20 protein-coding genes are annotated in these 26,548 nt (G+C 42.1%); 19 read left to right on the top strand and 1 reads right to left on the bottom strand.

Features of this window, described 5'->3' with window-relative positions:
* The 12 genes from UF75_RS14420 to UF75_RS14365 all read left to right on the top strand — a co-directional run.
* Window positions 1-775: HEAT repeat domain-containing protein (locus tag UF75_RS14420; RefSeq protein ID WP_207642481.1), on the top strand; the 775-nt coding region annotated here is incomplete at its 5' end.
* Entirely contained in the window at window positions 768-2,213 is a 1,446-nt protein-coding gene (locus tag UF75_RS14415; protein WP_045575297.1) for a glycosyltransferase, read from the top strand. The genes UF75_RS14420 and UF75_RS14415, both read left to right, overlap by 8 nt.
* Window positions 2,214-2,244: 31 nt before the next feature.
* Window positions 2,245-4,365, top strand: coding sequence for a hypothetical protein (locus UF75_RS14410; RefSeq protein ID WP_045575300.1), 2,121 nt, complete (start codon window positions 2,245-2,247; stop codon window positions 4,363-4,365).
* 142 nt (window positions 4,366-4,507) lie between these two features.
* Complete coding sequence (locus UF75_RS14405; protein ID WP_045575296.1) at window positions 4,508-5,074, top strand: DUF1847 domain-containing protein; 567 nt, start codon at window positions 4,508-4,510, stop codon at window positions 5,072-5,074.
* 164 nt (window positions 5,075-5,238) lie between these two features.
* Window positions 5,239-6,957: a sigma-54-dependent Fis family transcriptional regulator gene (locus UF75_RS14400; RefSeq protein ID WP_045575295.1), complete on the top strand. Its 1,719-nt coding sequence runs from the start codon at window positions 5,239-5,241 to the stop codon at window positions 6,955-6,957.
* A 197-nt stretch (window positions 6,958-7,154) separates the two neighbouring features.
* Window positions 7,155-8,498: an MmgE/PrpD family protein gene (locus UF75_RS14395; protein ID WP_045575294.1), complete on the top strand. Its 1,344-nt coding sequence runs from the start codon at window positions 7,155-7,157 to the stop codon at window positions 8,496-8,498.
* A 13-nt stretch (window positions 8,499-8,511) separates the two neighbouring features.
* Window positions 8,512-9,123, top strand: coding sequence for a succinate dehydrogenase (locus tag UF75_RS14390; protein WP_242860241.1), 612 nt, complete (start codon window positions 8,512-8,514; stop codon window positions 9,121-9,123).
* 13 nt (window positions 9,124-9,136) lie between these two features.
* Window positions 9,137-10,891 carry a succinate dehydrogenase flavoprotein subunit gene (sdhA, locus tag UF75_RS14385; protein ID WP_045575293.1) on the top strand — a complete coding sequence of 585 codons (1,755 nt, stop codon included), beginning with the start codon at window positions 9,137-9,139 and terminating at the stop codon, window positions 10,889-10,891.
* Between the two features lies 1 nt (window position 10,892).
* Window positions 10,893-11,639, top strand: coding sequence for a succinate dehydrogenase iron-sulfur subunit (sdhB, locus tag UF75_RS14380; RefSeq protein ID WP_045575292.1), 747 nt, complete (start codon window positions 10,893-10,895; stop codon window positions 11,637-11,639).
* A gap of 63 nt (window positions 11,640-11,702) precedes the next feature.
* Entirely contained in the window at window positions 11,703-13,295 is a 1,593-nt protein-coding gene (locus UF75_RS14375; protein ID WP_045575291.1) for an FAD-dependent oxidoreductase, read from the top strand.
* A gap of 121 nt (window positions 13,296-13,416) precedes the next feature.
* Complete coding sequence (locus UF75_RS14370; protein WP_045575290.1) at window positions 13,417-14,643, top strand: ATP-grasp domain-containing protein; 1,227 nt, start codon at window positions 13,417-13,419, stop codon at window positions 14,641-14,643.
* 1 nt (window position 14,644) lies between these two features.
* On the top strand, window positions 14,645-15,553 hold the full coding sequence (locus tag UF75_RS14365; protein ID WP_045575289.1) for a CoA-binding protein: 909 nt from the start codon (window positions 14,645-14,647) through the stop codon (window positions 15,551-15,553).
* 176 nt (window positions 15,554-15,729) lie between these two features.
* Here the strand turns inward: UF75_RS14365 and UF75_RS14360 are convergent, their stop codons facing one another.
* On the bottom strand, window positions 15,730-17,823 hold the full coding sequence (locus UF75_RS14360; RefSeq protein ID WP_045575288.1) for a glutamine synthetase III: 2,094 nt from the start codon (window positions 17,821-17,823) through the stop codon (window positions 15,730-15,732).
* 269 nt (window positions 17,824-18,092) lie between these two features.
* Here UF75_RS14360 and UF75_RS14355 point away from each other — a divergent pair, with 269 nt between their 5' ends.
* The 7 genes from UF75_RS14355 to UF75_RS14325 all read left to right on the top strand — a co-directional run bounded on the left by UF75_RS14355 (window position 18,093) and on the right by UF75_RS14325 (window position 26,170).
* Window positions 18,093-19,682: a sensor histidine kinase gene (locus UF75_RS14355; protein ID WP_045575287.1), complete on the top strand. Its 1,590-nt coding sequence runs from the start codon at window positions 18,093-18,095 to the stop codon at window positions 19,680-19,682.
* Window positions 19,683-19,725: 43 nt separating this feature from the next.
* A complete protein-coding gene (locus tag UF75_RS14350) occupies window positions 19,726-20,421 on the top strand; it encodes a response regulator (protein WP_045575286.1) in 696 nt (231 codons plus the stop codon).
* A 138-nt stretch (window positions 20,422-20,559) separates the two neighbouring features.
* Window positions 20,560-21,594, top strand: coding sequence for a DctP family TRAP transporter solute-binding subunit (locus UF75_RS14345; protein ID WP_045575285.1), 1,035 nt, complete (start codon window positions 20,560-20,562; stop codon window positions 21,592-21,594).
* 85 nt (window positions 21,595-21,679) lie between these two features.
* Entirely contained in the window at window positions 21,680-22,720 is a 1,041-nt protein-coding gene (locus UF75_RS14340) for a DctP family TRAP transporter solute-binding subunit (protein ID WP_045575284.1), read from the top strand.
* A gap of 109 nt (window positions 22,721-22,829) precedes the next feature.
* Window positions 22,830-23,330 carry a TRAP transporter small permease gene (locus UF75_RS14335; protein WP_045575283.1) on the top strand — a complete coding sequence of 167 codons (501 nt, stop codon included), beginning with the start codon at window positions 22,830-22,832 and terminating at the stop codon, window positions 23,328-23,330.
* 5 nt (window positions 23,331-23,335) lie between these two features.
* Window positions 23,336-24,616, top strand: coding sequence for a TRAP transporter large permease subunit (locus UF75_RS14330; RefSeq protein ID WP_045575282.1), 1,281 nt, complete (start codon window positions 23,336-23,338; stop codon window positions 24,614-24,616).
* 279 nt (window positions 24,617-24,895) lie between these two features.
* A complete protein-coding gene (locus tag UF75_RS14325) occupies window positions 24,896-26,170 on the top strand; it encodes an ArsB/NhaD family transporter (RefSeq protein ID WP_045575281.1) in 1,275 nt (424 codons plus the stop codon).
* Window positions 26,171-26,548 lie beyond the last annotated feature (378 nt).

Below are 26,548 nucleotides of genomic sequence, written 5' to 3'. Positions count from 1 at the left end.
TTTTGTTCCAAGGTACAGAAAAAGGTTGTTTCACTCCAGATGGAGCGTTCGTATGAATACTTTATATTTCGTAGATCTTTTTAAGATTGAAATGATGCAGGAAGATTTATTAAAACATTTGAAGATCAAGAAATGCTCAGCTGAGGAACGATACCAGATCTATCTCATATTGGCTGATTTTGACTACGTCTACCTTCAGGACCTGATTAAAGGTTCAAAGGGACTTCCTCCTTTTCTGTTAAAAGAAATGATGAGCCGTTTGATAATTCCCAATAATTTCGAGAGCTACGTACAAAATTTTTATGACTTTCCCTATGAATGGAGGTTAAGTACTCTGGATGTCTTCGGTGATAAAAATTTGCGCTCGTTGAAGCTGCAAGAATTGCTGGAAACATTGTTGAATGCTAACGAGCGCGAAATGAGAGTAAGAGCAGCTAAAACGATAGCGAGTCTTGAATATATTAGTTCACCAGACGTTATTATTAGGATTCTAGACGAAAACTTCCAAAAGAAAGAATGGCAAGCTCCACAGTCCATGAGTGAAAGGATGATGTTGGCCAGACTCATGGGGAGTATAAGGGAAGAACGGTTTTTACCGTACCTGAAGCTACTCATCAGTGACAAAGGGTATATCGTAAGATCAGAAGCAGCAAAATCGCTACGCAAATATAAGAATGGACGAGAAATGCTTCTCTCCATCATCGCTGAGCACCCTGATAATTATGCCAGGAATATTGCCAAGGAATGGTTAGAGAGAAGCATGGATTATGAATAAACTATGGGAACTCGCACAATTCAACTTAAAGCTCTTAAATGACCTTATTTTCATTTATTTATTGGCTATCTGCTTTTTTTATTTAATCCTATTCCTGATGTCGTTTAAACAGATTAAGAGAGAACGTGGTCTACATAATGTCGAACCCTACAAACGGATAAGAAACTCAGCGTTTACTCCGCCAATATCTATTCTCGTCCCGGCTTATAACGAGCAGATGGGTATCATCGAAACAGTATTATCCCTAATTACAGGAAGCGGACGATTGAACTATCCTCAATATGAAGTTATTGTGGTCAATGATGGATCAAAGGACGAAACGATGCAGAAAATGATTGATCGGTTTAAAATGACCCCCATGAAAAACAAAGTGTTCCAAAAGCGCAACGGAATCGAGACCAAGCCGCTTAAAATGGTTTACTATTCAGAAATTTTTCCTCAATTAATCCTTGTCGACAAAGAAAATGGCGGGAAATCAGATGCGCTGAACGTAGGGGTTAACTTGGCCCGATATCCGTATTTTGCTTCTATTGATGGGGACACCATCTTAGAACCGGATTCTTTCCTTAAGATGATGAAGCCAATTATAGAAGCTAACGAGCAAGAAATTTTGGCTGTTGGGGGAAATGTGCTTATCGCCAACGGAAGTACAATTATTCAAGGACAAATAAAGGAGAAGAGGCTTTCCAAGAATCCTTGGATCGTGATGCAAACGATCGAATATATGCGAGCTTTCCTTATAGGGAGAATTGGGTTGAGCCGAAAGAACCTCCTCCTTATTATTTCCGGGGCTTTCGGAGTCTTTAAAACGGCAAGGGTCGTTCAAGCAGGTGGTTATAGGGTGGGAACAGTCGGAGAGGATATGGAACTTGTAGTTCGTCTCCACAGGATGAATATCGAGAATGAATGGGGAGCTAAAATCGAGTATGTTGCAGATCCAGTGTGTTATACAGAAGCGCCTGAGGATTTAAAAGTCTTAAAAAGACAGCGGATCAGATGGCATCGCGGTTTATTTGACAGCCTGTGGATTCACCGAAAAATGATTCTAAATCCGAAATACGGTGCGATCGGCTTTATTTCGATGCCCTATTTCCTCCTAGTGGAATTATTGGGTCCGGTCGTTGAGTTGGTAGGTTATTTGGTAATTGTTATTGGCTTGGCCTTCGGTCAAGTCCAGCTTCAATATTCTCTACCTCTTATTTTGCTAACGGTAGTATACGGGTCATTTATGTCCGTAGGTGCCGTTCTTCTTGAGGAATGGAGGCTTGAAAATTATAGGAGTATATCTGAACTCAATCGCTTATTTTTCTTTGCCTTGTCTGAGACAATTTGGTATCGGCCTATTATGACCCTTTGGCGCGTGCAATCCCTTATTTCGGCCGTTAGAGGCAAAAAGCAGAGTTGGGGTGAGATGAAACGAAAGGGTGTTTCGGCATAGAGTGACAGAAAATTTTAAGGAGCGTATTCATGTGAAAAAGCTAATTCTTATATTAACGGTACTTTTAGTTATTTCTTTGCCATTGAGCGGATGTAATGGCAAAAGGATGATTGAGGAAAATGGCGTATCCTACATTGCCAAAGTTGATTCCAAATCATTCTATATATTCAAAGATGGACAATGGCAGAAGGAATTTATTAAAGGAGTTAACATGGGAGTGGGCGTTCCTGGAAAATTCCCCGGTGAAATGGCGGTTACCAAGCAAGAGTATTTAAGATGGTTTCAATACATTGGAGAAATGAATGCCAATACCATAAGAGTCTATACCATTTTAAGTCCAGTATTTTATGACGCTTTTTATGAATATAATCAAACTGCCAAAACTAAGCTTTACTTAATACAAGGATTATGGATTAATGAAGAAGATCTTCTAAAATTCCAAAACGCTTATGCTCCCCAAATCCAAGATACTTTAAAAGAGGATATTAAAAGGATCATTGGCGTACTTCATGGAAACCAAATAATCCCCCCTAAGTCCGGACACGCGAGCGGAACCTATACCAAAGATATCTCTTCGTATGTCCTTGGTTTTATACTTGGCATTGAAATCAATGCTGAGTTCGTGAATGCAACCAATGCGAAAAACCCCGCCAAAACAAATTTTAATGGGCAATATCTTCATACTCAAAATGCCTCACCTTATGAAGCGTTCCAAGCAGAAATCGGGGATTATGCGATTGATTATGAAACAACAACCTACAAAATGCAACGACCTGTAGCCTTTGCTAATTGGGTTACAACAGATATGTTAGTACATACTAATGAACCTTCGGAACAAGAGGATTTGGCAACGGTTAATCCAAGCCATATAAAAGCTACAAACGACTTCAGACCTGGATTGTTTGCTTCCTATCACATTTATCCTTATTACCCGGATTTCTTGAATTATCAAAAGGAATATATAACTTATAAAAATACAGACGGCAAAATAGATACCTATAAAGCCTATCTAGCTGACTTGATCAAACAGCATGATATGCCTGTCCTTGTAGCGGAATATGGAGTACCCGCTTCCCGAGGCATGACTCATCTCAGTAAAATGGGTTTTAACCAAGGAATGATCAGTGAACAAGATCAAGGCAACATGGATGCTTATATGTTACAGGATATCTATGACGAAGGGTATGCGGGAGCGCTTGTCTTTACCTGGCAAGATGAGTGGTTTAAACGTTCCTGGAACACTATGGATTTTGACATCCCGGATCGACGGCCATTCTGGTCTAATCCTCAAACGAGTGAACAAGAATTTGGCTTATTGGCCTTTGACCCAGGAATGACAACCTCCGTTTCCTATGTAGATGGCGATGTAACGGAATGGGAAAACGAAAAACCTTTAGCTACCGGAGATAACCTAAGCATCTATGCTAAATCTGATGAAAAATATCTTTATTTAAGAATTAATGCTAAGCATTTTGACTTTGAGAAAGACACTATTTTAATCCCTATAGATTCTATTCCCAATCAAGGAAATAGTACCTATCCGAAGTACAATGTGACTTTCAAAAGCCCCACGGATTTCATCATTGAAATAAATGGTAACGAAAATTCAAGGGTATTAGTGGACTCCTATTATGATTCATTCTATTATCTATATGCCAAACAACTTAAGCTGATTGAACTAAACCCTGATTATGAAAAAAAGAATTCAGGAATTTTCAACCCTGAATACCTAACTTTAAATAAGGAAATCTACTTGCCTGTAGATAAACGAACGATTCCTTTTAGTAATTATGAAACCGGGAAACTGCTGTTTGGCAACGGAAATCCTTTAAGTAAAGATTATAACTCGCTTGCAGATTTCATAGTTGTCAGTAACAATATCGAAATCAGAATACCGTGGGCGCTCTTAAATGTTACGGACCCTTCTACAAAAATGATCATGGATGATTTGTACAAAACAGGAATTCAATCTACGAAGACTAACGGTTTTTATATCGGAGGGATCTTGCTCAAAGAAAAGCAAGTGGTTGAATCTACGAATATGAATTTATATTCGTGGCAAGAATCGGATACGCCCTCCTTTCACGAACGATTGAAGCCCTCGTATTATATTATGCAAGATGCTTTTGGCAAGCTTAAGAAGCTGCCCTAATTACCAATATGACCTAAACATTGCCCCTAGAGGAAACTTAAAGTAAGCTTATCATAGAAAGTTAACAGAAAATAATGACTATTATTCAGTTTGTTTTGGGATTGTAAGCTACAGCATATGATAAGATTTAGGGGGGAGCGTCATGGACTGCGCGAACTGCAAACTAGACAATGCGTGTTATCAGGGAAAGAGTTGCTACGATCAAGGGTACCAGCAGCCTGAGTACGGGATAGAGGAAAACCGAAAGATATTAGCCACAGCTAGTCGTATTGAGTCAGAGTATTACATGAAGATCACTCGTATACAGGAAGTGATTAAGTTCTGTCAGGAAATGGACTATCGTACATTAGGGATCGGCTTCTGTGTTGGTCTAAGCAAAGAGGTAAAAGAGATTTCGGCAATTTTGGGAAAGCATTTTAAAGTGCATTCGGTATGTTGCAAAGTCTGTGGGGTTGATAAAAAGGAATATGAGATACCTAATGTTAAGCCGGAACGTTATGAAGCAGCCTGTAACCCTGTCGGCCAGGTGAAATACCTCAATAAACTAGGCACACAGCTTAATTTGATCGTCGGATTGTGTATTGGTCATGATATTCTTTTTACAAAATACTCTGAAGCACCGGTGACGACACTAGTGGTCAAAGACAGAGTGCTCGCGCATAATCCACTAGGGGCTATCTACTCTAATTATTGGCGCCGACAATTATAAGCTTCGCATTTGGAAAAAATATGGGCCCATATTCTGGGTCCATATTCTGTGGGTTGTAGCAGGGTATGGCATCACGAATGTCGAATAATGGAGATACTATACTTACGAGGATCTTGGAGAGAATTTGAGCGGGAGAATGGTCACTCCTGTTCTTGGGGGAGCTTATGAGCAAAATTCTTGTGACATCTGCCTACCCAGAACTTACTGTTCTGGTTAAAGAACTTGCCCAACCACTGAAGCTTGAAATCAATGTGATCGAGGCTGTACTAGAAGAGGCTGTAGCTGAAGTTGGACATTTTATAGAAATGATGAGTCCTGAAGTGATAGTGAGTAGAGGAGCAACGGCAGAACTTTTGAGACAAAACTTTTCATTGCCGCTAGTGACTCTTGCTCCAAGTGACTTTGATATTTTTCAGGCATTAGCTAAAGCACAGACTGTGAGCCGACAGATCGGATATTTGAACCATCCCAGCTTAAATGATCAAGGGTTTTTGTCTCAGGTTCGTTCTATGCTTGGTCAGGAGATAAGGTATTATCCGTATCGTACGATGAATGAACTATCTGTACAGATGGAAAAGGCCCATCATGATGGTTGTGAAGTTGTGGTGGGCGGGGGTCACTGGGGTTTACGCTTAGCTAATGCCTTTGGGATGGTCGGTTTACTAATTTATTCTAGCCGAAGTACAGTTGCTAGAGCTTTAGCTCAGGCGAAGGAACTTGCTGAATTTAAGCAAGTAAAAAAACGAGAAGAAGAACATCAACGCAAGGTAAGTGCAGCAAAGGGGCTGGTGGCGCATTATACCTTTCGTGACTTAGTCGGTTCGGCTTTGAAGGATACGATTGCTAAGGCGGAGCGTTTTAGCCAAGTTGAGGCGACAGTTCTAATATGGGGAGAAAGTGGTACAGGCAAAGAGTTATTTGCCCAAAGTATACATGCGGATGGTCCGAGGAGTAACGGTCCCTTTGTCGCCCTCAATTGTGTTGCGGTACCAGAGAGTTTACTGGAAAGTGAACTGTTTGGCTACCATGAGGGAGCTTTCACAGGTGCGAAAAAAGGAGGAAAAAGTGGACTTTTTGAGCTTGCTAATGGGGGCACTCTGTTCTTAGACGAAATTGGTAAAATGTCACTTAATTTACAAGCTGGGTTGCTCAGAGTATTACAGACCAAAGAGGTGCGTCGCCTTGGTGGAGATAGAGTAATACCAGTGGACGTTCGGATTATAGCTGCCAGCAATGAAGATTTGCAGGCCGCCGTTGACGCGGGTCAGTTTCGTTCTGACCTCTACTATCGATTAAATGTACTTAACTTATTTTTACCTTCCCTGCGCCAGCGAAAACAAGACATTCCAGATCTAATCGAGTTTCTAATGAATAAGCTCGTGGCTAAGCTTGGCTATCGTCCAGTTCTGTCGAGGGAATTTATTCAGGCTATAGAAGACTATAATTGGCCCGGAAATGTTAGGCAATTAGAAAACGTTCTAGAACGATATGCTGTGTTAGTTGGAGAAGGTCAACCCCTTGAACGATTAGAACTTATAATTTCCTTTCCTGAACTGCGCAATTTACTTGACGGTTCCGAACAAGTAGCCGGGATCCCTAAATCTGCTCCTAAGCCATTGAATTTAGCGACCGAACCCCGGACAATTTGCCAATCAGAGGTGATTAAAGCAAATGAAACTGGGCAAATTTCTGAGCTAGTGGTCGATGAGACAATTGCCGTCCGTGTTGGGACATTAGCTGATATGGAGTTGCAGCTGATTAATGCTATTATGCAACGTTGCAAAGGAAATAAACGGAATGCAGTGAGTCTTTTGGACATTAGCAGAACGACATTATGGAAAAAAATATCATTACACACGAGTGAATCTAGGGATAGTTGTTAATTGTGTCCTGAAAATGAACAAGATCAATCAGTTCATCCTCAGTTATTGTTTAAATAACAAACAAAAACTTATCTAATGTTTAATTATTAAACAAAACATCGCTTTACAAGCGGTGTTTTGTTGTTTAAAGAGTGGCATAGAATTTGCATATATAAATTCTAAATAGTTAGAAAATTCATGAAAAAGGGGGCTTAAATTTGAGTATTTCCCTGGAACTTGCGCGATTCATTAAGCAACTTAACTTTGAAAATTTACCTGAAGACGTGATTTTGGCTGCTAAGAATGCTTTTCTAGATTGGTTAGGTTCTGCCGCTGCGGGTGTCCAATGTGAACCTGGGCGTATCGTATTAGCGGTAGTTGAAGAGCTGGGAGGGAAACCTGAGGCGACACTAATCAGTACAGGAGAAAAGACATCCTGCATTTTAGCGGCTATGGTCAATGGTGCAATTTCCCACATTGTGGAGTTAGACGATGTCCACAAGGCGTCAATTATTCATGCAGGAGCGCCTATTATTCCAGCGGCTCTGGCAGCTGCTGAAAAAATTGGAGCAAGTGGTCGTGAGTTGATTGAGGGGATCGTTGCCGGCTATGAGGTGGCGATTCGAATAGGGGAGGCAGTTACACCAGCACACTACTATTATTGGCACACTACCGCAACGGTGGGGACCTTCGGAGCTGCGGCAGCGGCAGGAAAGATTTTTGGTCTAACTGAGGAACAATTGGTCCATACGTTAGGCACGGCAGGTACCCAGGCCGCTGGTTTATGGGAATTTCTGGAGGATGGTGCTATGAGCAAACATCTGCACCCTGGCAAAGCGGCTCTCAATGGTCTTTTAGCAGCTCTCCTAGCCCGTCGGGGTTTTACAGGGGCAAGCCGGATTCTTGAAGGAGAAAAAGGCTTTATCCGAGCTACTGCGAAGGAGTACGACCTCAACAAAATAACAGTTGGACTAGGTCAGGGCTATAAAATCCTTGAAAACTGTATCAAAATCCATGCTTCCTGTCGTCATACTCACCATGCCATTGACTTGGTTTTAGATTTAGTTAAAAAGCATAACCTAAACCCTGAAACAATTGCCAAAATCGTCGTAAGGACTTATCCGATCGCGATTGATCTAACAGGTAATTACCAACCGGATACGTTGTACGCCGCAAAATTTAGTTTACCCTTCTGTGTTGCTCTCGCCGCAAAACAACGCAAAGCGGGGTTGGGTGACTTTAATGAACAGACATTAGCCGACCCCTCAATTCGTACCCTGATGAGTCAGGTTGAGTTGATTGAGGATCCGGAAGTCTCAGCGCTTTATCCGGCAAAGTGGCCGGCAATTGTTGAGATTACCGATACAACTGGACAGATTTTCAGTCAACGGACAGATTACCCCGCTGGCGACCCAGAGCATCCCATCAGCCAAACCGAATTGGTCAATAAATTTCGAGAATTGGCCAGTTCGCACTTTGATGCGGCACGTGTACAAGAGTTAGTGGCTGGAATTAGTCACTTAGAAGAGCTTACCAACCTTTCTGGATTCCTAGGCAGATAGAAGGAGGATTAATGTGACTGTGACACATACATTTTTCTGGCGTAAACTTCATTCACTATCCGGGATACTTCCTCTGGGAATTTTTCTGATGGTCCATTTGTTTATTAATTCTATGGCAACTCTAGGTATAGAGGATTTTAACCGTGGGGTTGCGCTCTTGCACAGTATTCCCTACTTGTGGTTCTTAGAGCTAGTGGTCATCTTTATACCGATTATCTATCATGCGCTTTACGGAGTTTGGCTAGTTTATCTAACCAAAAACAATACTTTAAACTATCGCTATTTTCGCAACTGGCTGTTTTATCTGCAAAGAGTAACTGCCATAATCACGTTACTATTTGTGATTTGGCATGTCGCGGTATTGCGCTTTTCGGAGGGTTTTATCAACAGTAACCTTGATTTCGAATTTGTGAGGACGGCTTTGAACGAACCAGTAATACTCATTCTTTACTTGTTTGGAATGCTTGCTTCATTCGGACATTTTGCCAACGGTTTGTGGTCATTTCTGGTATCCTGGGGGGTCACTGTGGGAGAACAAGCTCAACGTACAGCGGCTTACGCATGCTTCGCGGTGTTTATAATCTTAACGGCTGTAGGGATTAATGCCCTACTGGCGTTTATTTGAAGGAGGGTCGGAGATGAGCGGAAAAGTAATTGTCATAGGGGGCGGCTTAGCCGGCCTAATGTCCGTGATCAAGTTGGCTGAACGCGGTCAAAAAGTAGATTTAGTTTCGTTGGTTCCCTGTAAGCGTTCTCACTCAGTATGTGCTCAAGGGGGCATCAATGCGGCCGTCAATACTAAAGGAGAAGGGGACTCAACTTGGGAACATTTTGACGATACGATTTACGGTGGGGATTTCCTGGCTAATCAAACGCCCGTGAAGAATATGATCGAAGCTGCTCCAAGCATTATTAATTTGATGGATCGGATGGGGGTGCAGTTCAACCGAACTCCGGAAGGGTTCCTGGATGTTCGTCGTTTGGGCGGAGCCAAATACTCGCGAACTGTTTTTGCCGGGGCTACCACTGGTCAACAGTTGATCTACGCGCTGGATGAACAAGTCCGTCGCTATGAGGATGAAGGGTTGGTCACTCGCTATGAAGAGTGGGAACTGCTTTCTATAGTACGTGATGAAGAAGGGTGCTGTAGGGGAGCGGTTGTGCAAGACATGAAAAGTCTTGAAATTCAAGTATTTCCGGCAGATGCTGTGATTCTAGCCACAGGTGGTCCGGGCATGATCTATGTGCGTAGTACGAATTCAACGATAAATACCGGGTTTGCGGCGGCCACAGCCTATATGCAAGGAGCCACCTATGCAAATGGGGAGTTTGTCCAAATTCATCCTTCCGCCATTCCTGGACGTGATAAATTACGTTTGATGTCGGAATCAATCCGGGGGGATGGCGGACGCGTCTGGGTCTATAAAGATGGAAAGCCCTGGTATTTCCTGGAGGAGTGGTATCCGGCCTATGGGAATATGGTACCAAGGGATATTGCTACCCGGGCAATTTTTAAAGTTTGTGTGGATATGAAGTTGGGTGTGGATGGAGAAAATAAAGTTTATTTGGATATTACGCATTTAGATCCCCATGAGATCGATCGTAAGCTGGCAGGGGTCGTTGACATATACGAGAAGTTTATCGGAGATGATCCACGCAAGGTACCGATGGAGACGTTTCCGGCTGTGCATTACTCAATGGGTGGATTATGGGTGGATTTTAACCAAATGACCAACATACCGGGCTTGTTTGCTGCTGGAGAGTGTGAATATCAGTACCATGGTGCCAATCGCTTGGGGGGTAATTCGTTAGTGGCTGCTATCTATGCGGGTACAGTAGTTGGACCTAAAGCGTTTGAGTATAGTAACGGACTTAAGCAACATTATACTGATTTGCCTCTAGCTCTTTTTGAACGTGCCAAAGAACGGGAAGTTGCTAAACAAAAGGCTTTGTTTGCGATGCAAGGTCAGGAAAATCCCTATAAATTGCATCAAGAGCTAGGTGAGTGGATGGTTAATAATGTCACAGTTGTTCGCAATAATAACCAACTATTGACTACCGACCAAAAAATCCAGGAACTTATGGAGCGTTATAAAAATATTGGGGTAGGTAATGGTGCTGCTTGGGGCAATCAAATTCTTCCTTTTACACGTCGTCTCTGGGGTATGCTTTCTTTGGCTAGGGTTATTACTCTTGGAGCCTATCACCGCAACGAAAGTCGTGGTGCCCATTATAAACCAGATTATCCGGAGCGCGATGATGAAAATTGGCTAAAAACAACCAAGGCAGAATGGACGGCGAATGGCCCGAACTTTAGTTATGAACCCGTTGACACTAGCTTCATAAAACCGCGTAAGCGACGCTACGATGTAGCGAAAGAGGTGACTGTGTAAAATGTCCAAGGATGTCAAATTTGTGATTAAACGTCGAGCCAATCCTCAGTCTGCTCCTTACATCGAGGAGTTTCTGATTCCGTATTTTCCCAAAATGAATGTGGTAGCAGCACTGATGGAAATCCAAAAAAACCCAGTCAATACCAAAGGTGAGAGGACTACGCCAGTGGCCTGGGATTGTAACTGTCTAGAGGAAGTCTGTGGTGCTTGTACCATGGTGATTAATGGTCAAGCTCGTCAGGCCTGTTCCGCTTTAGTCGATCAGTTGACTCAACCTATTTATTTGGCCCCCCTCACCAAGTTCCCACTGGTTCAAGACCTGGTCGTGGATCGCAAAGTGATGTTCGACAACCTGCGTAAAGTTAAGGCTTGGATTGAGATCGATGGCACTCATGACATGGGCCCGGGGCCCAGAGTTTCTCCGAAAGTACAGGAGCAGGCCTATGCTCTTTCAAAATGCATGACTTGTGGTTGTTGTATGGAAGCCTGTCCAAATGTAAACTCTAAATCAAAATTTATAGGTCCTGCGCCAATTGCCCAGGTGGATCTGATGAATTCTCATCCAACAGGGGCTTTGCAACGAGAGAGGAGACTGGAAGCCCTGATGAATGAAGGGGGGATTGCCGATTGTGGCAACGCCCAAAACTGTATTAAGGCCTGTCCAAAAGAAATTCCCTTAACGAGGTCTATTGCTCGTCTTAACCGAGCTACCACTTTCTTTGGAATTAAGGGCTGGCTTAATAAGTAAGGACCCCCACAAGAAGTGAGAGTCTTGGAAATTAGATAACGCCCTTCATGAAAGGAACGATGGATGACAATGGAATTGCAATTGCATCAAATTTCGACCGATGTTTTAATTATCGGCGGCGGTTTGGCTGGGTTAAGTGCTGCGATAGAAGCTGCCGGCACTGGTTCGAAGGTTTCCTTGGTTAGTAAAGGCAAGGCGGGGCGCTCAGGAAACACGGTAATGACTCAAAATAATATGGCGGTTGTGTGGGAGGGCCTGCGAACCAATGATTCCGTCGAGCGCCATATTGAGGATACTCTAACTGGCGGGGGGAACCTCAATCAACGAGATTTAGTCCAGGTGTTAGCTACAGAAGCGGCAGGGGGCATAAGTTGGTTGATGGAACAGGGCGTTCAGTTCCAAAAGGACGGGGATGATCTCCTGATTAAGGGTTCCCCTGGCCATTCTCGCTTTCGTATTGTACGAGCTGAAGGAGTATCAAAATCTTCCCATACACTGGGTCTGGCTTTATCCGTACCATTAGCGGACAGGGCTAAGGCACTTGGAGTCGAGTTTTTGGATAATATCTTAATTATTAGCTTATTACTAGAGAATGGTCGAGTTTGTGGGGCAATTGGGTTACTCAAAAAGGAGGCAACGATTTGCATAATTCAGGCCAACTCAGTCGTATTAGCAGGGGGTGGAGCTGGAGGTCTCTTCCAGCGAAGTACGAACGCTCGAGATGTATGTGGGGACAGTTATGCCCTGGGATATCAAGCTGGAGCGACCCTGCGAGACATGGAATTTATCCAGTTTCATCCGGCTGTCACGGTTGCCACTCCACGGTTAGTCCTTTCCACTGCGCCTTTTGCAGATGGAGCTGTTCTAAGAAATCGGCTTGGTGAAGCCTATATGTCTCGCTATTCTCCCCAGGCAGATATGACCACAAGGGATGTTATGGCACGAGCCAATTTTAAGGAAATTACTGAGGGAAGGGGTATGGAGAGTGGTAGTGTCTATGTTGATTTCTCAGCAGTTCCTCTAGAAATAATGACTAAAAACTATCAGGATATTTTAACCGCTTTCCAGGGTGCCACGATGATAGAAGTGGCACCCGCCCAGCATTTTATGAATGGCGGGATTGCCATTGACCCACAATGTCGTAGCTCAGTCCCTGGGTTATGGGTTTGTGGTGAAGCAGCCGGGGGTTTGCACGGAGCAAACCGACTAGCAGGTAATGCATTAACGGAAGCTGCCGTATTTGGTCAGCGGGCTGGGAGATTCGCGGCGGCTGAAGGTCTTCAATCGAGTTCCACTAGTTGGAGTCGTCCACTCCTTGAAGCACATTTAGAAGCACGATTGGGCAAATGGCCAAGTGAAGGGCTTGAGAGTAGTCTGCAGACTACTACCTCAGAGTTGGAGCCGAATATTGGACAAGATTTGAAGCGCTCAATGGGGGTTAATGTAGGAGTAATTCGCTCTGAAAGAGGGCTAAAGCAAGCAAAAACGGATTTATTCATGATTGCTGCCCACTTAAACACTCAGTCGTTGCGAACCTACGGAGATTTATTGCAGTACTGTCAACAGAAAATGATGGTAATTGCCTCAAACTTGATTGTTGATGCTGCTTTGCAGAGAACTATTAGTATCGGTTCTCATTACCGGGAAGATTACTAGCTCTGTCTTTACAATGATTTGGGCAGTAAACCAAACAACAAACAACAAACTACAAACAATGAACAACAAACAATGAATAACAAACAATGAACACCAAGAACATATTAGGGAGGGTTTATTTTTGGGTAAATTACTGGAGAATTACAGTAAGAAAATTATCAGTGATGCGGGTGTTTTGGTTCCTCGCAACAGCGTGGCCCGTACACCAAAGGAAGCTGTGGAAAAGGCACATGAGATTGGATATCCCGTCGTGTTAAAAGCCTTAGTTCCCGTCGGTAAACGAGGCAAAGCAGGGGCTATTAAATTTGCGAGCAACCCTGAGGAAACGGTTGAGCGTACTCAAGAACTTTTGGCTATGACTGTGAGTCATTTTCCGGTGGACAAAGTTTTAGTAGAAGAAAAGATTGCCATTGCCAAAGAATGGTATCTGTCGATAGCTATTGATAAAACGGCCCAAGCTCCAGTGATTATCGCTAGCCTTGACGGAGGAGTGGATGTTGAAACTTTAAGCAGGGAACATCCTGAAAAAGTTCTCACTCGTCATATTGATCCAATTTTGGGGATGGCTGATTTTGAGGCCAAAGAAATTTGGTCTGAGCTGGGGCTTAATGGAAAGTTATTAACCCTTGCGACTCAAACCCTAGTGCGTTTAGTTCGAGTTTTTCTGGAGAAGGATGCTACGATTTTAGAGATTAATCCCTTAGTTGTCACGGAAGGTGGAGAGGTTATGGCAGCGGCTTCAGTTATGAGTATTGATGATAGCGCCATGTATCGCCATCCGGAATTAGCAAGTATGGTTCAGCTAGGTAGTGAACGCACTTGGCGTCCCCAAACTGAACTTGAAAAGCAGATGGTGGAGGTTAATGAGGCAGATCCCTATCGAGGAACAGCGCGTTATACGGAGATGGATGGCGGGGATATTGGCTTTCTATGTGGTGGTGGAGGAGGAAGCTTGCTCTCCTTTGATGCTCTCGTTGCCTTTGGTGGAAAGCCTGCAAATTATAGTGAAGTTGGAGGAAATCCACCAGAACGGAAAGTCTATGGCATAACCAAAGGGATTCTTTCCAAGCCGGGAGTTCGTGGTTTGTTTGTGGCCCATAATATTACGAATAATACTCAGGTTGACGTCATGGCTAAGGGTGTCGTCCAAGCCTTACAGGATCTAGGCAAGGATCCTCATACTTTTCCTGTGGTCGTGAGGGAAGCTGGAGTTAATGATGAAGCGGCTAAAGAAATTTTTACGGCCGCGGGTGTTGAGTATTTTGGAGATGAGGCTAGTATTACCGAGGCTGCAAAACGTATGGTCGAACGAATTAAGGGTCTTCCGGCAATAGAAGGGGGGAACTAGAATGTCAATACTACTTGATAAAAATTCGAGAATCGCTATCCAAGGGATTACAGGCAGAGAAGCGGCCATGGTAGCCCAACATAGCTTGGATTATGGTACAAAAATCTTAGCTGGGGTAACCCCGGGCAAAGAAGGGCAAGAAGTTCACGGGATACCGGTTTATAATACGTTAAAGAAAGCAGTCCAAGTACATAACATTAATACAACGGTTGTTTATGTACCGCCAGCTTTTGTCTATGATGCCGTCTTGGAAGCGGTTGCCGCTGGGATAAGTCTCGTGATTATCGCGACGGAAAACGTACCTCAATTGGATGCTATGAAATTCTTAACCAGAGCAAAACAGGCAGGGGTTCGAGTGATTGGACCCAATTCCGTAGGTATGATAACTCCGAAGGACCGGGTTAAAGTTGGAGCTATTGGTGGAGACAAGGTGGAGCGCTGTTTTGTGCCCGGTCGAATAGGGGTTATTTCTCGTAGCGGTGGGATGACGGCGGAAAGTTCCTGGATGGTAAAAAGGGCAGGTTTCGGGGTAAGTACCTCAGTTAGCATAGGAGGGGATGCCTTAATTGGGACCTCTATCAAAGATTTACTCTTGCTTTATCAGGCTGATCATGAAACAGATGCTGTCGTAACCTTTTCGGAACCAGGTACTCATTTTGAGGAAGAAGCAGCTGAGTTACTAAAGAGCGGGGGGTTCACTAAACCGTTGTTTAGCTTTATTGCTGGGCGTTTTACAGAACGTATGCCAGAAGGAACCGTCTTTGGTCATGCTGGGGCTATGATCTCAGGGGGGGCAGGTAAGCCATCCCAAAAAATGGAGAAATTACGTCAAGCTGGGGCGCATGTTTTGGAACACTTTGATGATCTGACAAGGTTAATGAAAGAAATTCTTACTCCTGAAAGGATATAATATCAGTTTCAGCTAAAGCTAAAGCTAAAGCTGAACATGGAACACCCACTTTTAGAAATGGGTGTCTAAAACGTGAATGAATATATCTAATAATAAAATGGGGTAGATAGTGTTTAACTATCTACCCCATAAAGGTCATGCGCGCAATCAGGTAATGTTTTTAGATGTGGATACTATTAAAGCATGAATAGCATTTGGGCATACGTGGGAAGTGGCCATAGATCGGCATCAATGATCGTCTCAAGCTTATCTCCGTCAATCCTGAGAGCTCCCATGGCTTTAAAGACGACATCTCGGTAATAGACACTTTGAGCGTAGGCATCGCTTGTCAGAGTGGTAGCTTCTTGAGTTACAGTTTCAAGGACGCTCAAATTTGTTTTGAAGGAAACCAAGGTTGAGCAGAGATCAATCAGGAGGTTTTCTTGGACAGATACATCAACAGCACTTGAAGCGGATTTTATGGCATTGATTGAATTTGCTAACCGAGTTGAATAGTTGATCGAGGCAGGGATAATCTGATGCTTAGCCATGTCGATCATGGTTAGCGCTTCAATATTAATTTGTTTGGAATACTGCTCCAAGTTGATTTCATAGCGAGATTCCAGCTCTGTTTTACTTAATACTTGGTGTTTTTCATAGAGTTTTACGGTGGACTCCCGCAGTAGAACTAGTGAGGCATCAACGGTGGAAGTAATATTGGGAAGCCCGCGTTTGGTTGCCTCTTCAACCCACTCGTCTGAATAGCCGTTTCCGTCAAAGAGGATACGATTATGGTTAGTGGCAGTTTCCTTGAGAAGTTGTTGAAGAGCTTGATCAAAGTTCTCTGCTTGTTCAAGGCGATCTGCAAATTGGGAGAAGACTTCTGCAAAGATCGTATTGAGAACTACGTTAGGACCTGAGATGGATTGGGAAGAAGCTACCATGCGGAATTCAAATTTATTGCCGGTAAACGCGAAGGGGGAAGTGCGATTGCGGTCCGTAGAATCTTTACGGAAAGACGGTAGGGTGATGACACCGCTCGCTAATTTTTCCCCTTGAAGGGAGCGTTTGACTCCTCCGTTTTGTAACTGTTTAAAAATATCGGAGAGTTGATCGCCTAGGAAAATAGAGATAATGGCGGGAGGTGCTTCGTTGGCACCAAGGCGATGGTCATTCCCTGGGGTAGCCGCTGAAAGTCGTAGCAATTCAGCATAATCATCAACTGCTTTTATAATGGCACATAATATTGTGAGGAATTGTAAGTTTTCGTGAGGGCTTTGACCGGGATCTAAGAGGTTAAGGCCATCGTTCGTGGACATTGACCAATTGTTATGCTTTCCAGATCCGTTGACTCCAGCAAAGGGCTTTTCGTGAAGCAAGCAAACCATGTCATGGCGGAGGGCAACTTTTTTCATAGTATCCATGACAAGTTGATTGTGGTCGGTGGCGATATTGGTAGTCCCGAAAATGGGAGCCAGCTCAAATTGACCTGGAGCAACTTCGTTATGTTGAGTTTTGGCGAGAACCCCAAGCTTCCATAGATCCATATTTAAGTCATGCATAAAAGCGGCTATTCGAGTTTTTAAGCTTCCAAAGTAATGGTCTTCCAGTTCTTGACCCTTGGGTGCCATAGCTCCGAAAAGAGTCCGGCCCGTGAGCATGAGGTCCATACGTTGGTCGAAGAATTTCTTGTCAATGAGAAAATATTCTTGCTCAGCACCAACTGTGCTGGTGACACGAGTAGATGTAGTATTGCCAAACAGTCGTAACAAACGCAAGGCTTGTGTGGAGAGGGTTTGCATAGAACGTAAAAGCGGAGTTTTTTTGTCGAGTGCTTCTCCAGTGTAAGAGCAGAAGGCTGTAGGAATACATAACGTTAAGACACCACCATCTTCTTTAAGAAAAGCAGGAGACGTGCAGTCCCAGGCGGTGTACCCTCTCGCTTCAAACGTGGCACGAATTCCACCACTTGGGAAGGAAGACGCATCAGGCTCACCTTGGATTAATTCCTTGCCGGAAAACTCCATAACCACGCGGCCATCCTGGGTAGGAGAAATAAATGAATCATGTTTTTCCGCAGTGATTCCGGTCAAGGGTTGGAACCAATGGGTAAAATGAGTTGCTCCTTTTTCAATGGCCCAGTCCTTCATACTGTTGGCCACAACTTCAGCAACATCAGGATTTAGAGGAAGCCCCTCTTCAATTGTTTTACGTAAAGATTTGTAGGTAGCTTTTGGTAAACGCTCTCTCATTATTGCGTCATTAAAGACGTTTTCTCCAAAAATATCCATTATTGTTTACCCCTTCCTTAAATTCAAGCTTAAACTCTAAAAAAACAAAAAGACACTCCCTCAAAGATTATTCCAATCTTTAAAGAGCGTCATTGCTCCACCTAATATGTATAAACTTTAACATTTTATTCGTTCGTTGACAAGAGGAAAAATTAACTGTATACAATATAAATGCTCTGGAAAAAAATTGTGAGAGTTAATAAGAAGGAATAATAATAAAATTGACGAATTAATATGTATTATTCAGACTTTTCAAGGAGGAGTAGCGGTTGAAAATACCCCATTTGAAATTGGGAACCAAAATCGCTATGCTTTCATTCCTGTTGGTATTTTTATCCGTCTTTCTGGCTGGAGTTATTATCGTCAACCGGATTTCTCATAAGATGGAACAGGAAATTGGACATCGAGCGATGGCAATTGCACGAACAGTGGCTCAATTACGGGAGGTCCAAGAGAATTTAAGTAAATTGGAGGGCTCTAAGGCAATTCAACCGCTTGCAGAGCGGATACGTATTGCCACTGGGGTTGAATACATTGTAATTTTTAACATGGAAAAAGTGAGATACTCCCATCCGTATTTGGATCGTATCGGGACGATCTTTAATGATGGGGATGAGGAACCTTCTCTGCAAAGAAAGGAATACCTGTCCCAGGCGGTCGGAATTTTAGGGCCTTCTGTACGTGCCTTCGTACCTGTGTTGGCGGATGAAGGCACTCGACAGGTAGGGGTAGTTGCGGTTGGAATTCTTGTACCGACCATACGAGATATTATAAGTACCTTAAAACTTGAACTCTATTCTTCGCTATTCATAGGGTTAGCATTTGGCATTCTAGGTTCCTTTTATTTGGCCAGCAATATCAAAAAGAATATGTTTTCTCTTGAACCTAATGAAATTGCGAGGATGCTTGAAGAACGAGTGGCAATATTCCAAGCCATGGATGATGGCGTTGTGGCGTTGGATGTTGAGAATCGGATTACGGTCATTAATGAAAAGGCATGTCGAATTGCTGGAATCAGCGAACAGGTTGTCGGCGTTCAATTGCAAGAGCTCGTTGTATTTAAGGGTTTGATGGATTTATTAGCAGCCAATGATCCGACGGTAACGACAGAACTTATTCTTCACCAAACTCGTGTCCTTGTTAATTTTTTACCAGTGCGGGTTCAGGAGAGGGTAGTAGGACGTGTGATTACGCTTAAAGATAAAACCGAGGTACGGAAAATGGCGGAGGAGTTAACGGGAGTAAGAACGTTTATTGAAGCTTTAAGGGTTCAAAATCATGAATCCTTAAATAAATTGCATACCATTGCTGGATTGATTCAGCTTGGGAAAGCCCAAGATGCGATGGACTATATTTATCGAGTGACTGAGGAGCAACAAGAAGTAACCAGATTTTTAAGCAGCAAGATTAAGCATCCCAGCGTAGCTGGATTACTTTTGGGAAAATATAACCGAGGTAAAGAACTTAAGGTCGATGTCTTATTTGATCCGGATTCAAGTTTGGGAGAGTTGCCAGAGGGTTTTGATGGTAACTCCCTGACTATTATTTTAGGTAACTTATTGGAAAATGCGATGGAAGCCGTTGTGGGTAGCGAGCTTTGCGAAGTACACTGTCGTATCAAACAGGAGCAAACTGAATTAGTACTGAGTGTTGAAGATACTGGGGTAGGTATTACTCCAGAAAATCAATTAAGAATATACCAATGGGGATTTTCAACCAAAGGAACAGAAAATAGGGGAATTGGTTTATCCCTAGTTAAACAAACCGTCGAACTATTGGGGGGGACTGTGGAGCTAGAGTCTGGAAAATGGGGTACTCGTTTTGGAGTTAAAATACCCCTGAAAATCGTTCAGTCTTAGCGTGCCGAAAGAAACGTTTGCAAGGATCGAAAGGGGCGAAACAATGAATCCGATTGACTTAGTCTTAGTTGAAGACGATCCGATGGTGATGGAAGTTAATGAAGGATTTATCAAGAGAATTGGAGGATTCCGAATTTGCGGTAAGGCTAAAACTGGAAAAATGGCCTTGGAAATCATCCAAAATTTAAGACCCCGTTTAGTTATTCTTGATATTTACCTGCCGGATTTCAATGGAATCCAAATTTTAAGAGAGATTCGTCGCCTGGGAATACCCACGGACATCATATTGATCACAGCGGCTCAAGATGTGGCAACGGTTCAAGCGGGTTTACGCTTTGGAGTGGTAGATTATATTATTAAACCTTTTAAATTTGAACGGATTAATACGGCTCTTAATAATTATTATAGTTATACTGAGCAGTTTCGAAATCGCTGGGAAATGAATCAAGAGGATCTTGATCGCTTGATTAAAATCCATCCTCAGCATGAAGCTCACTTAAATCGGACTCGTGAGGAGTTACCCAAAGGATTGAGAGAAATCACGTTGCAACAAGTCTTTAATTTTCTTAAAGAAAGCCAGGTAGGGCTATCCGCAGAAGAAGTCGCAGAAGGAGCGGGTTTAGCGCGTGTTACTGCGCGCAGGTATTTAGAGTATTTAGAAAAAATAAACCGAGTATTATTAGAGACACAATATGGGGCTGTAGGTAGACCCATCAATAAATACAAAGTTGTACTATAGGGTACAACTTTTTTTAATATTCAATTTATTTAGACCAATAAGACCATTAATATCAAAAGGACCAAAATATAGAGAATTATCAGAAAATATAGTAAAGTAATAATATTCATAATAGACAATCTGAAAGGGACACGACGTATGGTTGGAAAAAGGTGGCTTATAGTAATCCTGATCGTTGTTCTGGGTCTATCTGGGTGTGGTACCAGAATCATCGATGGGCAACAGGTCAATAAAAAGGAAAAGATTATCATTAAATTTTCTCATGTTGTTGAGGAAAACACACCTAAAGGTCTTGCAGCAATTCGCTTTGCGAATCTAATTAGGGAACGATCAAATGGTTCAATCGAAGTTCAAGTTTTTCCAAATTCTCAATTGTTCAAAGATGGTGAAGAAATTGAGGCCTTGAGCAGGGGAGATGTCCAAATGATTGCTCCGGCAACCTCTAAAGTTTCTCAATTATTTCCACAATGGCAGATCTGGGATCTTCCGTATCTATTTACTGATCTTAAAAGTGTTCATCAAATAATGGATGGGCCATTAGGTCAGACATTACTTACTCAATTAGAACAGAAAAATATGAAGGGATTGGTGATGTGGGATAACGGCTTTAAACACTTGACCAATAATGAGCATCCTATCATCAAACCAAGTGACTTAAAAGGGTTGCGTTTTCGGATCATGTCTCATGGAATTTTAGAAGAACAATTTCGTGCTTTTGGTGCTGACGCACTTTTTCTTCCTTTTAATGATGTCTATCAATCCTTAGAAGAAGGGCAAGTTCAAGGGCAAGAAAATACGATCTCCAATATTTATACAAAAGAGTTTGATCGAGTGCAGAATTATTTAACGCTTAGCCAACATGGATTTCTAGGGTATGCCGTCATTGTCAATAAGGAGTTTTGGAACCAACTTCCTGGTCAAGCGCGTGAGCTTCTAGAGAGCACTTTGCTGGAAGTAACTCAATGGGAAAGAGAAAAGGCGCGCGAATTAAATGAAGAACAATTAGAAGAGCTTCAGAAACGGAAAAAGATGAACATTTATACACTTACCAGTCAGGAGAAAAGCGCTTGGAAAGAGAATTTCTCCTCGGTCTATTCCAAATTAGAACAAGAAATTGGTCCTGATTTTCTACTTGACGTTAAAAAGATGTGTGAACCTCAAGAGAAAAATTAAGACAACATATTTAAGGAGGTGAGGAAGGGCTAGGGAAACCTTATGTAAAAAGTACTTATATTAAAAATTTTGAGGGGGAGAAAAAATGTTTAGAAAAAAGCCTATAGCCTTAGCGTTAAGTGCAGTACTAGTCTTAGCCCTTACTTTAGTTGGGTGTGGTGCAAAACCTGCAACCACCAGCGCAGATAAAAAAGAAGACGTAAAACCGATTATCGTCAAATTTGCCCATGTTGTGACTCCTGATACCCCAAAGGGTCAGGCAGCTCTAAAGTTTAAAGAATTAGCAGAGAAGAAAACCAATGGAAAAGTAAAAGTCGAAGTCTATCCGTCATCCCAGCTTTATGGAGATAAAGAAGAATTAGAGGCTTGCCAAGCGGGAAATGTTCAAATTATTGCACCGTCAGTCACAAAATTAGTGGGTTTAAACCCCAAGTTCCAGTATACAGATCTTCCGTTTTTGTTCCCCGATAATGCGGCTGTTTATAAATTCTTTGCTTCAGCATCTATGAAGGGGCTCATGAATTCCTTGGATAAATATAATCTACAAGGGCTGGCTGTCTGGCCGAATGGCTTTAAGCAATTTACAAATAATAAGCGCCCATTAGTCACTCCGGCCGATTTTAAAGGACTAAAGTTTAGAACTCAAGCGGGGAAAGTGCTAGAAGCTCAATTCAAAGCCTTAGGAGCAGGTTCTGCGACTATTGCTTTTGGGGAAACCTATGCTGCCTTACAACAAGGTACGGTCGACGGACAAGAGAACACCTTTAATAATATTGATACTCAAAAATATCAAGAGACGCAAAAGTACCTTACAGTCACAAATCATGGTCGAATCGACTATATGATCATTGTCAATAAGAGCTTTTGGGCTGGTTTAGAGCCGGATATCCGCAAAGCATTGGATGAGTCGATGGCTGAAGCAACCAAATATGCCGTTGAACAAGCGGAGCTCCTTGATCAAAAGAGTATGGATAACTTGAAGAAGGCTGGAAAAATGCAGTTCACTGAATTAACGCCAGCACAAATGGGCGTGTTCCAAGAAACAATGAAACCAGTTTACACACAATTTGAAAGTGTGCTTGGCAAAGATTTAATTGACGAAGCCATTAAATCAGGTAAAAAGTAAGGTTGAGTCAGAATTAGCTATAAATAAAAGGGTTCTTCGAGCAAGAACCCTTTTTATCCTAAGCGGTTACCCTGGATGGTGGCATAATAATGGCGAGGGGTGAAATAAATTGAAACGATTCTGGCAGGTGTTTGAATTCCTTGAGGATATCATTTCGGGTGGACTTCTATCGTTAGGTGTAACCTTGATTTTTTACGGCGTCATCATGCGCTATGTGTTCAATGATGCACGCTCTTGGGTTGACGAGATCTCACAATATATGATTATCTGGGGTACATTAATTGGCACCAGTGTAGCCTTGCGCAATGATCATCACATCAAGGTGGATATGCTATTTAATGTCATGCCGAAAAAAGTACAGCATTATGTCACTTTGTTTGCTCATACGGTAGGAATTACGTTTAGCCTTTTCATAGGGTTTTATGGCTATCAATTAGTCTCATTCACGCACAAAACAGGACAGGTGTCTACAGATGTAGGAATTCCCCTATATTTAGTATATAGTATTCTTCCCTTAACCGGAGCCCTCTTAACCTTACGATTTGTTATAAAATTTTATGAAACAGTTTTTGTGACTAGCAAAATGGGACACGTGGCAGAAAGGATGTAATTAAGATGATGGTAGCTCTGTTATTTATACTCTTTATTGTATTCTTTTTGTTAAACGTGCCGATTGCCATTAGTTTGGCAATGTCCACGATTGCAATTATTGTGAGTACGGAAACCTTTAACATGATGATGATCCCACAGCGAATGTTTGCTGGTTTGAATTCGGCGACCTTAATGGCCATTCCGGGTTACATTCTAGCAGGAGTTTTAATGTCCCGCGGGGGAGTTTCTAAATACTTGATTGAGAGCTTGCGCTCCTGGATTGGACATTTACCCGGAGGGTTATCCGTAGTCACTATCTTAGCCTGTATGATTTTCGCCGCAATATCCGGTTCAAGCCCAGCAACCGCTGCGGCCATCGGAGCAATTATGCTACCAGCAATGGTAGACGGTGGATATCCAAAACGCTATGCTATGGGACTTATAGCAGCAGCCGGTACCCTTGGAATCTTAATCCCACCGAGCATTCCTTTGATCGTCTATGGTGTCACTTCGGATGAATCCATCGGAAAGTTGTTTATGGCAGGGATCGTACCTGGTTTAATTCTAGGGAGCATCTTAGTCGTTTCAGCTATAATCTATGCTAAGAAAAATAATTATGGTCGAGGGGAAAAATATACTTGGTCTCAACGCTGGAAGGCCTCTGTAAAAGCCATACCTGCTGCTCTTTTACCCGTGGTCATTCTAGGGAGTATTTATTCAGGAATATGCACACCGACTGAAGCAGCCGTGGTGGCCGTTTTTTATACCCTCTTTGTTTCGATCTTTATTTACCGAGAACTGCATTTTAAAGACATTCGGGAGATTTTAAAGGAGACCATAAATACCTCTTCGATGATCTTTTTGATTATCGCTGCCGCTCTAGTCTTTGCGCTCTACTTAACTAATAATCAAGTACCTAATAAAGTTGCGGATTGGATAAGTCAAGCAAATCTTAATATCATACTTTTTTTTGTTGTGACACAACTGGTATTCTTTGTCATGGGGACGTTTTTAGAGGCAGTATCGATCATCTTAATTACTTTGCCGATATTATTGCCAATTATCAAGCAATTGGGAATTGACCCGATTCATTTTGCAATTGTCATGACCGTCAATATGGAGTTGGCGATGATTACCCCTCCGGTAGGTTTGAATTTATTTGTAGTCAGTTCGATGGCTAAGGAATCTCTGGGTGAAGTCGTTAGAGGAGTAATTCCCTTTATCGTCTTGATGATTACGGCGATGATCGTATTTGTTGTATTCCCGGAAATATCACTCTATATTCCGCGCGTGTTAATGGAATAGGGTAATTTTGCATTAAGGCCTTTTCCGAAATGGGTATGACTTACCTATTTCGGAAAAGGCTTTAATGTCTTATATCGACAGTTATTTGTATACTGCTAGATTAGCAAATGTATAATAGTTCTTATTTTTTTACTTTTCCAATTATTCTGGACATGCCGTTAAAACTATATATTTAGTTAATAAATTATGGTAAAATCAGATTTGTTGATATCTATAAAAGCAAGCAAGTTTCAAAGTTCTGAGGAAAGTTAAAAAAGTTAGAGAGGAGTTTAAAACATAATGCAATCAACTCTCGCATTAATCATTTTTAGTTTGACCTATGCATTAATTATTTCGGAAAAAGTTCATCGCACGATTGCCGCTCTGCTCGGGGGCATGATTTTAATCGTAGCTGGAGTCTTAGCTCAAGAAAAAGCCATAGAACATATTGATTGGAATACCTTAGGTTTGTTAGTCGGAATGATGATCGTGGTAGGGATTACAAGAAGAACAGGGGTTTTTCAGTATCTTGGCTTAACGGCTGTCCGCTTAGCTAAAGGGGAACCGATACGGATATTAATTGCTTTGGCCACAGTTACTGCCCTACTTTCAGCTCTGTTAGACAATGTCACCACAGTCTTATTAATTGTTCCGATCACCTTTACTATTGCAGATAAACTTAATCTGAATCCTATGCCTTTTCTCGTCAGCCAAATTTTTGCCAGTAACATTGGCGGAACCTCAACTCTGATAGGAGATCCACCCAATATTATGATTGGCAGTCAAACCCATTTAGGGTTTATGGATTTTGCCATAAATTTGGTTCCAGTAGTTTTAGTGATTCATATTGTGACCATGTTCGTTTTTTATATTTTATACAGGCGAAAACTTGAAGTGAAAGAAGAGCTTAAAAAGCAACTGATAGAGCTGAATCCTGTCGATCAAATTAAAGATTATGGGTTATTACAAAAGAGCCTATTTGTGCTTGCGTTGATATTAGTGGGATTTGTCTTACATCAGTCCTTAGGCTTGGAATCAGCGACTGTAGCGTTAACTGGAGCAGCTCTTTTGATGTTCATTACTAAAGAAGAACCGGAAGATATTTTATTATCAGTAGAATGGCCCACTATTTTCTTTTTTATCGGTCTTTTCATTGTGGTTGGTGGTTTAGTGGAGACCGGATGGATTAATAAATTAGCTCAATGGGCCTTTGATGTAACGGCGGGTAACTTTAAACTAACTGCTATGCTCATCCTATGGTTATCAGCCTTCGCATCCGCGTTTGTGGATAATATCCCCTTTACTGCAACGATGATTCCCTTGATTCACCAAATGGGCAATTTAGGTGGTATATCTCAAACTGGGCTGGAACCACTCTGGTGGGCATTGTCCTTGGGAGCTTGTTTGGGTGGAAACGGGACCCTAATTGGTGCCTCGGCGAACGTGATCGTGGCAGGTTTAGCCGAGAAAAATGGAATTCAAATCCGATTTTTACAATTTATGAAATTGGCGTTCCCGCTCATGATTCTATCGGTTATAATTTCCACGCTTTATTTATTGATTTTCTATTTATAAGCAATTAAATCAATTAGAGCAATTAGGACGAGTATTAATTTTGAAGAAAAATACAAATACATAGGCTTTAACAAACAAAACAGTTTGTTAAAGCCTATTTTATTTTTTTAACCACCACTAGCAAGTTGAGGCTTTTCAAGTTCCCAATTATTTCAATCCTCTAAAATTTCTAAATAATTAAAATTGGGGTAGGATTTTAAGGATTAAGAGCGAATATTCTAATATCAATAAAAAATCAATGACAACGGAAAAGGATAGTTGGGGGTAAAAAGTGACACGAAAAGTAAAAGTAGGTATTGTCGGCATGGGTCAAGGAGGCGTGTCGATCTATAAAACCTTAAGAAGTATAGAGCATATCGAAATTAGTGTAGTTTGTGA

This window comes from Desulfosporosinus sp. I2 (assembly GCF_000960765.1).
Taxonomy (GTDB): Bacteria; Bacillota; Desulfitobacteriia; order Desulfitobacteriales; family Desulfitobacteriaceae; genus Desulfosporosinus.
Note: the sequence above shows the minus strand (reverse complement) of the source record. Positions and strands in the feature narration are given on the sequence as shown.

Coding starts and splice junctions, on each gene's coding strand:
- UF75_RS14415 (WP_045575297.1), top strand. CDS start 768: ATGAATAAACTATGGGAACTCGCACAATTCAACTTAAAGCTCTTAAAT.
- UF75_RS14405 (WP_045575296.1), top strand. CDS start 4,508: ATGGACTGCGCGAACTGCAAACTAGACAATGCGTGTTATCAGGGAAAG.
- UF75_RS14400 (WP_045575295.1), top strand. CDS start 5,239: ATGAGCAAAATTCTTGTGACATCTGCCTACCCAGAACTTACTGTTCTG.
- sdhA (WP_045575293.1), top strand. CDS start 9,137: ATGAGCGGAAAAGTAATTGTCATAGGGGGCGGCTTAGCCGGCCTAATG.
- sdhB (WP_045575292.1), top strand. CDS start 10,893: ATGTCCAAGGATGTCAAATTTGTGATTAAACGTCGAGCCAATCCTCAG.
- UF75_RS14375 (WP_045575291.1), top strand. CDS start 11,703: ATGACAATGGAATTGCAATTGCATCAAATTTCGACCGATGTTTTAATT.
- UF75_RS14365 (WP_045575289.1), top strand. CDS start 14,645: ATGTCAATACTACTTGATAAAAATTCGAGAATCGCTATCCAAGGGATT.
- UF75_RS14360 (WP_045575288.1), bottom strand. CDS start 17,823: ATGGATATTTTTGGAGAAAACGTCTTTAATGACGCAATAATGAGAGAG.
- UF75_RS14350 (WP_045575286.1), top strand. CDS start 19,726: ATGAATCCGATTGACTTAGTCTTAGTTGAAGACGATCCGATGGTGATG.
- UF75_RS14345 (WP_045575285.1), top strand. CDS start 20,560: ATGGTTGGAAAAAGGTGGCTTATAGTAATCCTGATCGTTGTTCTGGGT.
- UF75_RS14340 (WP_045575284.1), top strand. CDS start 21,680: ATGTTTAGAAAAAAGCCTATAGCCTTAGCGTTAAGTGCAGTACTAGTC.
- UF75_RS14330 (WP_045575282.1), top strand. CDS start 23,336: ATGATGGTAGCTCTGTTATTTATACTCTTTATTGTATTCTTTTTGTTA.
- UF75_RS14325 (WP_045575281.1), top strand. CDS start 24,896: ATGCAATCAACTCTCGCATTAATCATTTTTAGTTTGACCTATGCATTA.